Annotated in this window: 3 protein-coding genes and 1 pseudogene; 1 reads left to right on the plus strand and 3 read right to left on the minus strand. The window is 66.4% G+C overall.

What is annotated here, in order from left to right; genetic code table 11:
• Nucleotides 1–242: 242 nt before the first annotated feature.
• Both ACZ5ON_RS35860 and ACZ5ON_RS35865 read right to left on the minus strand, forming a co-directional pair.
• On the minus strand, nt 243–1,811 hold the full coding sequence (locus ACZ5ON_RS35860; protein ID WP_465601778.1) for a hypothetical protein: 1,569 nt from the start codon (nt 1,809–1,811) through the stop codon (nt 243–245).
• 99 nt (nt 1,812–1,910) lie between these two features.
• Entirely contained in the window at nt 1,911–2,408 is a 498-nt protein-coding gene (locus ACZ5ON_RS35865; RefSeq protein ID WP_465601782.1) for a hypothetical protein, read from the minus strand.
• 133 nt (nt 2,409–2,541) lie between these two features.
• Between ACZ5ON_RS35865 and ACZ5ON_RS35870 the strand changes: the two genes are divergently transcribed.
• Nucleotides 2,542–2,919, plus strand: a complete 378-nt coding sequence (locus ACZ5ON_RS35870) for a hypothetical protein (protein ID WP_101378680.1) — start codon at nt 2,542–2,544, stop codon at nt 2,917–2,919.
• 89 nt (nt 2,920–3,008) lie between these two features.
• On the opposite strand, the pseudogene ACZ5ON_RS35875 reads toward ACZ5ON_RS35870, so the two are convergent.
• Nucleotides 3,009–3,131: pseudogene (locus tag ACZ5ON_RS35875) on the minus strand (IS630 family transposase); the annotation flags it as partial.
• Between the last annotated feature and the right edge of the window lie 124 nt (nt 3,132–3,255).

Genomic DNA, 3,255 nt, shown 5'->3' on the forward strand with positions numbered 1-3,255 from the left:
AGACAACCCGACGGCTCCACCCTGCCTCGAAAACGCCGACACCATGCCTGAACAGCGGAAACTCAACGATCACGTTCGGAAAGACAACGGCTTCTAAACGCCAAGCTGAGGGCGTGTCCGGGTGAGCTGGGGCTGGATGCCGGCCTGTGGTCAGGCCGCTGCCGGCAGGCCGGTGCTGCCGGTGAGCACCAAACCAACAGGTCACAGCAACAAACTGAAGTTTCTACCGAACTCGGGGCGGTTCACCTGGTGCATTCGGCGAGGCCGATGATGAGGCCGCCGAAGACTCCGCCGATGACGGCTTCGGGCTGTCCGAGGGCGGCACCGAGGAGGCCGAACGTAGCGCCTTCGCCCATCTTGTCTCCGATGCACTGGAGGCGCTTCTTCTTGTCGTCGCTGAGTGCGGGGCGCTCCATCGCGAACGCCGACATCTTCGCCGTCTTCGTCGCGGCGGCCGCCGACGCGGCGCCGGTGTCCTTTACCGAGTACACCGGCGGGCTCATGGTGCCGGTGACCGTGTCGCCGGTGACGTCTTCGATCGTCTGCGTCACGGTGTTGCCGGAGACGGTCAGGGCGACCTTGTGCACGGTGCCGTCGGTGTCGGTGATGGTGCCGGGGGTGACGGTGGCGACGATGGTCCCTCCGTCGGCGGTGATCGTCGCCGTGTTGTTGGCGGCGGTCATGCTGGCGTCTTGGGGCAGATCCAGCGCCTTCGTGGTGGTCTTCGCGAAGGTCTGCGGCTTGACGTCAGGGCTGGTCGCGCCGCTGCTGCTGCCCGGCGCATCGGTGCTGGTGCGCGCGATGTACATCGTCGATCCGGCGGCCGAGTTGATGACGGGGACGGTGACCGTCGCGTCGGTGGTCCACGGCTGGTTGTCGGTGTCGAACGTCCATGTTCCGGTGACCTTCTTGCCGACAGCCGCGAAGTCGACCCAGGCGTAGTTCTTCGACGGGACGTCCACGGCGATGCCGTTGATCGTCGTCTCGTCGGAGGTGTACACCGTTGTCGCGGTCAGCTGGCTGGAGATCATGGCCTGGATCGGGGCGGACACCCCTACGGAGGACGACAGGCCCACGGAGTACGCCTGTGACCATCCGGAGTGGTAGATGGTGGTGAAGACCTGCTTCATCGTGGAGCTGGTGTCGTTGTACCAGACCGACGAGGCGGGTTGGCGGGGCAGAACCGCGGGCTGCCCCTCGGACTTCTCCTTCCACGAACAGGTGGAGGTCTTCCTGGAGCACAGGTCGGCGTAGTAGTCCAGCGCCAGGTTCCTGGCTTCGGCTGCCTTCGACGCGGGAACCGTCCACTCCTGGGCGGCGCTGCCGTTGCACACGTTGGGTTGGGCCAGGATCCCCCACAGGTGGAGGCCGCCCCGGTTGTCCATGCACCACTCGGTGCCACTGGAGTCGTCGCGGCGGACGATTCCGAAGGTGTTGGGCTTGCCGTCCACCGGGCGGAAGTGCCACTGCTCGCCGTCCTGGCCGCACGATTTCTGTGTGGCGGGCTGGGTGGCGTAGATGCATTTCCCGGATGACGTGTTGGCGATGTCGAACTGGCCGGGGTCTCCCAGCTTGATGAGGCGGAAGTTCTGGTAGTTGGTGCCGTCCGGCGTGACGGAGATCTGGTTTCCGTCGTCGTTGCCCGTCGCGTTGAGGGTGCCGTCACCGTTGGTGAACGTGTAGGTGTCCGGTGCGGCTGCGGCTGCCGCTGCGGTCGGGGTCGCGACCAGGGCGAGGGCCGGGCCCAGCAGAGCGGTAACGGTGAACGAGACGGACAGGAGTCGCCCGACGCGCCTGAAAGAGAGTCCCATCCCAGCCCTCCTGTGGGGTGTCCATGTCATACCTGTACTAGACACCCCAGGCCGGGCGGAGTGCGACCCTCCATCATGTGATCCCCGTCTCGCATGTATTCAAGACACATCTATGGCGGGCCGCACTGGCCACTCGCATCCGCGCCGGGGTGTTCCTACCGGCCGTCGCGGTAGGTGACGTCGCGCCAGGTGGAGGAAGCGGGAGTCCGGCGGCAACCGCCGGCCTTTGTCGCCGTTCTCCTCGATCCGGTCGCGGGCCGTCCCGACTGCTCGGCGCAGGTCGTGGTCGTCCAGCTCGCGGGCGAACTTCTCCTGCCAGACCGCATCGGGCATGACCTGCCCGGTCACCAGGGCGCCGGGCACCATCAGGGTGACGACCACCTCAGCGTCGATGTGCTCGCTCGCGGCGCCCAGGCGCAGCAGTTCCAGGTACGGATCGTGGTGGGAGTCCTGGCCGAGAAGGACTTTCAGGACCTGCGGCCCGGCGAGCGTGTGGGCGGTCGGCTGGAGCCACTTACGCCCGACTCCCTCATCCTCCGCGCGGATGACGACTTCCTGCGGAAGGTGGAACACCACCTGGGCCACGCCGTCGTGCACTACGAGCGCGGCTAACCGTCCGGCACACCCAAGGCCGCTGGACCACGTCTAGTGCTGTGACCGGGACGGTTCACCGTGATCGGAAGGCGGCTCGCGGGATGAGCGCACGCGAAACGGCTGGTATTACTGGGGCATGCAGGAAGAGACCGCACGCTCCGCGATCGACACGTTCATCTCCGCGTTCAACGCCTCGGACGACAGCTATGTGACTGCCCTGCTCTCCCAGGCCCTGACCTCAGACGTGGTCTTCTGGGGGCCGTTGGGCCGCAGCGAAGGAATCGCGGCGGTCGAGCGGTTCGTGCTGGACATCCGGCGCCACCCGGCGGGGACCGGCACGATGACGCGCTGCTCAGAGGTGGACATGCCTGACGAGTGGGCCCGGTACCAGTGGGTCTTCACCACGCCGGATGGAGGCCCCCGCCTGGCGGGAACGGACGTCGTCCATCTGCGGCGGAGCCTCATCGACCAGGTCATCGTCTTTGCGGGGGAGATCGAGCCGTCCGCCTCCTGAGTCATCCTTCTGTCGCTGCCCTTCTCCTGAACTTGCCCCCTTCGGCGCTCGGGGGCTGCGGTTCGCGGTTGGTCAGGCTGCGGTGTTGAGGGGCGTCCGCCCCAGCGGATGCCCTTTTCGCTGCGGATGCGGGCACGTTCCTTGCGTTGGGCGGCGAGTACGTCGGGGTGGCGGGCGTTGGTGTTGCGCCAGCGCAGGTAGCGGTGCTGTGCCTGGAAGCGTATGGCTTCGTTCGCTTCTCAGAGGACGTTAAGTCCGTTTCTGGATGATCTGGTGTCGCCCGTTCGTGTGTACGGAGCTGTTCGGGCTGACGCGTATGTCGTGTGCATGTTGGTG

The sequence above is a fragment of the Kitasatospora sp. NPDC032150 genome, assembly GCF_055579945.1.